The sequence below is a fragment of the Rhizobacter sp. P3_B12 genome (genome assembly GCF_056402895.1).
In genome coordinates this window covers 1-3,180 of sequence record NZ_JBFUGN010000732.1, presented here as the reverse complement: position 1 = coordinate 3,180, position 3,180 = coordinate 1, and the positions used below count along the sequence as shown (strand labels likewise).

6 protein-coding genes are annotated in these 3,180 nt (G+C 70.5%); 1 reads left to right on the top strand and 5 read right to left on the bottom strand.

The annotated features are described in order from the left end of the window. The 5 genes from gspK to gspG all read right to left on the bottom strand — a co-directional run. The coding region (gspK, locus tag AC1D01_RS27080) for a type II secretion system minor pseudopilin GspK (protein WP_477871893.1) at positions 1–577 on the bottom strand (577 nt) is incomplete at its 3' end. After that, entirely contained in the window at positions 574–1,212 is a 639-nt protein-coding gene (locus tag AC1D01_RS27075) for a prepilin-type N-terminal cleavage/methylation domain-containing protein (protein ID WP_477871891.1), read from the bottom strand. The genes gspK and AC1D01_RS27075, both read right to left, overlap by 4 nt. A gap of 14 nt (positions 1,213–1,226) precedes the next feature. Continuing rightward, a complete protein-coding gene (gspI, locus tag AC1D01_RS27070; protein WP_477871889.1) occupies positions 1,227–1,604 on the bottom strand; it encodes a type II secretion system minor pseudopilin GspI in 378 nt (125 codons plus the stop codon). Then, positions 1,601–2,101: a prepilin-type N-terminal cleavage/methylation domain-containing protein gene (locus tag AC1D01_RS27065; protein WP_477871887.1), complete on the bottom strand. Its 501-nt coding sequence runs from the start codon at positions 2,099–2,101 to the stop codon at positions 1,601–1,603. The genes gspI and AC1D01_RS27065 overlap by 4 nt, the downstream gene beginning before the upstream one ends. Continuing rightward, positions 2,085–2,522, bottom strand: coding sequence for a type II secretion system major pseudopilin GspG (gene gspG, locus AC1D01_RS27060; protein ID WP_477871885.1), 438 nt, complete (start codon positions 2,520–2,522; stop codon positions 2,085–2,087). Before gspG ends, AC1D01_RS27065 begins: the two co-directional genes overlap by 17 nt. 60 nt (positions 2,523–2,582) lie before the next feature. Here gspG and AC1D01_RS27055 point away from each other — a divergent pair. Beyond that, positions 2,583–3,180 (top strand): type II secretion system protein N (locus tag AC1D01_RS27055; protein ID WP_477871883.1); only part of this gene is annotated, 598 nt, incomplete at its 3' end.

Below are 3,180 nucleotides of genomic sequence, written 5' to 3'. Positions count from 1 at the left end.
GTTGGTCGAAGCGCTTGGGCAGCAGCGGCGCGTTGGCGGTGCCGGCGGGCGCGCTGGCACCCGCAGGCGCCGGCGTCGCCTGGACCAGGCCTTTCGCGAGGTTGTCGGCCACCGTCACCGCGACGTTGGCGCGCTCGCACAGGCGGCGGAACGCCAGCAGGTCGGGCTCGCTGATCTTGCCGCCGTCGACCAGGTTCGTCAGGTTGAAGCGCGCCTGCAGGTCGGTGATGCCGCCGGACAGGAAGGCCTCGGGCGCGTCGTCGGTGTTGTCCTTGTCGGCCGCGAGGAAGGTGGACAGCCGGGCCTCCTCGAGCGGCACCGCCCAGGGTTCGCCGAGGTTGTCGGAGCCGCCGGACTTGGCGTCTTCCTTCAGGATGATGCGCGACCAGTCGAGCGCGCCCGACAGCATCCAGCCGGACTGCGATCGCGAGCGCTCGGCCGTCTCGACCTGCACCGCGCGCCATTGCTGCCAGACCATCGACACCGCCAGCGTCGCGATCAGCGTGACGATGATCATCGCCATCAGCAGCGCGGCGCCGCGCTGGCCTGTCGGCGAGGAGGTCGGGCGGCGCGTCATTGCGGGCCGATCGTCACGTCGCGCGTGACGTTGCCGGAGAAGCCGCTGCCCTCGCCGAAGCTCAGCACCAGCCGCACGCCCTGCGGCAGCGGGGTCGTGACGCCGCTCGGCGGGTTCGGTTGCCCGGGATTCTGCTGCGTCGGATCGGCGCTGGACTGCGCATTGGTCCAGGCATTGCCGCGGTAGTAGTAGACCTGCCAGTCCGACAGGTGGGTCAGCGTGCGCAGCTGGCCGACCTCGCTGCCGAGGAACTGCTGGCTCGACATCCAGTTCTGCTGCAGCTCGCTGGCCGTCGTGACGACCGGGCCGGCCCAGCGCAGCCAGGTGCCGCCGCGCAGCGACCACACCACCATCTGCAGCCCGCCGGGCACGCGCCGCGTGACGCGCATCGAGGCGCCGTCGAAGGCCATCGCGCTCGGCAGCACGCCGCTGTCCTGCGCGTTGTCGAGGTCCTGCTCCCACTGCGCGAGCACGCTGCTCACGCGCAGCACCTGTTCCAGCCGCTGCTGGCTCGCGGCGCGCGCACGCACGATGCCGTCGACGCCCTGCCAGGACATCATCGCGACGATCGCCATGATGGTCATCGCGACCAGCACCTCGATCAGCGTGAAGCCGTGGGCAAGGGGGGCGCGCATGGGTGGCGTGTCCATCAGCGCGGCAGGATGGTCGAGAGCGWCAGCACCGGCTGGTCGTCCTCGTTGAAGATCTGTGCGTCGACGCGCCGGAAGTTCGGGTTCGGCGTCGGCCGCGTGGCCTGCTTGCCCTTGTAGCTGGTGCCGAACTGGTCGCAGCTGAACTCGGAGTCGCCGACGCTCGGGAAGGTGTGGCTGAGCTTCAGGCCGGTCAGCTGGTTCTCGGCGCACCACTGGGCCGCGGTGACCTCGACCAGGCGCTGCGTGTTGTTGGTCAGCGCGCCGGCGGCCTTGATGCCGGCACCGAGCGTGACCGCGATGATGGCGAGCGCCACCAGCACCTCGATCAGCGTGAAGCCGGCGGCGCCGGCGTGTTGCGAAGGGCGTGCGCTCATGGCTGCGCGACCTGCTCGTCCTCGAGCACCACGAAGGGCCCGAGCCCGTCGGTGCCGAGTGCGACGCTCTGGTCGTCGAGGTGCAGCACGATGCGCTGTGCGCCGATCAGCGGTTCGGGGCCGAGCACGATGCCCTTGGAGCCGGCGATGTCGGCGGAGACCTCCGGCGTCAGCCATCTGGTCGGCAGGTCGTTGGTGGTCGGCAGCCCGACGAAGCGGAAGCCTTCGGCCGCGTTCGGCTCGGCGGCGCGCGGCAGCCAGGTCACCGCGATGCCCGATGCGCGCGATGCGGCGCGCGCCGATTCGAGCAGCGCGACCAGCCGCGCGGCCTCGTGGTCGAGCCGCGTGCTGGCCGGGTTGCGGATCGCCAGGCTCGCGACGGCCGAGGCGATGGCGATCAGCGTGATCACCACCAGCAGCTCGATCAGCGTGAAGCCGCCCGCGTGCGCCCGGCCTGCGGGCGACGCGGTGCGGCAAGGCTCATTGCCAGGAGCCAACTTCGGCGTCTTTGCCTTCACCGCCCACCTGGCCGTCGGCACCGAGGCTGTAGACATCGATCTCGCCTTTCACGCCCGGGTTGGCGTATTGATACGGCTTGCCCCAGGGGTCGTTGGGCAGCTTGTCGAGGTAGGGCTTCCAGTTCGGCGGGATGGTGCCGGCCGTCGGCTTGACGACCAGGGCCTGCAGGCCTTGTTCACCGGACGGGRAGCGCTGGTTGTCGAGCTTGTAGAGCTTGAGCGCCTGCATCAGGTTGTTGACGTCGGTGCGGGCGGCGGTGACGCGCGCTTCGGCGGCTCGGTCCAGCACGTTCGGGACGATCAGCGCCGCCAGCACGCCGATGATCACCAGCACGACCATCAGTTCGATCAGCGTGAAGCCGCGGTGGCGACGCGGGGCTTGAAGAGAGGCTCGGGTCATAAGAGTGTCAGCAACAATCACGTTACCGTTCGGAGGTGAACGATCAATCATAATCGTCGAATGACTGCGAGATTGTCGGCATTCGTAATCTGGGCCCTGGTGGCCGGATCCATCGTGTTCTGGGGGATGCGCCTGTTCGTGCGGCCGACCCCTGCGCCTTCCAATGCGGTGACGGTGGCGACCTCGGTCGGCCTGCGCGGCGACCTGACGCGCCTGCTCGGCGCCGAGCCGGTCGCGGCCGTGGCCGAGGCCTCGCCGGCCGCCAACCGCTTCAAGCTGATCGGCGTGATGGCGGCGAAGAACAGCCCCGAAGGTTCGGCGCCGGGCGTCGCGCTGATCGCCGTCGACGGCAAGCCGGCGCGGGCGTTCCTGGCCGGCGCGCGTGTCGACGAGAACTGGATCCTGCAGACCGTGAGCCTGCGCACCGCGTCGATCGGCCCGCTGCAGGGAACGCCGGCGCTGGTGCTCGAGATTCCGGCGCTGCCGCCGCCGGCGACCGGCAGCCTGCCGCCGGTCGATACCGCGTCGATGCAGTCCGCGCCGCCGCCGATGCAACCCGCGCCGCAGATGCAGCCGGCACCGCCGATGCCGGCGGTGCAGCAGCCGGGTGCCGTGCCGCCCCCGCCCACCTCGCAATCGAAGGGCGGCAGCAACATGG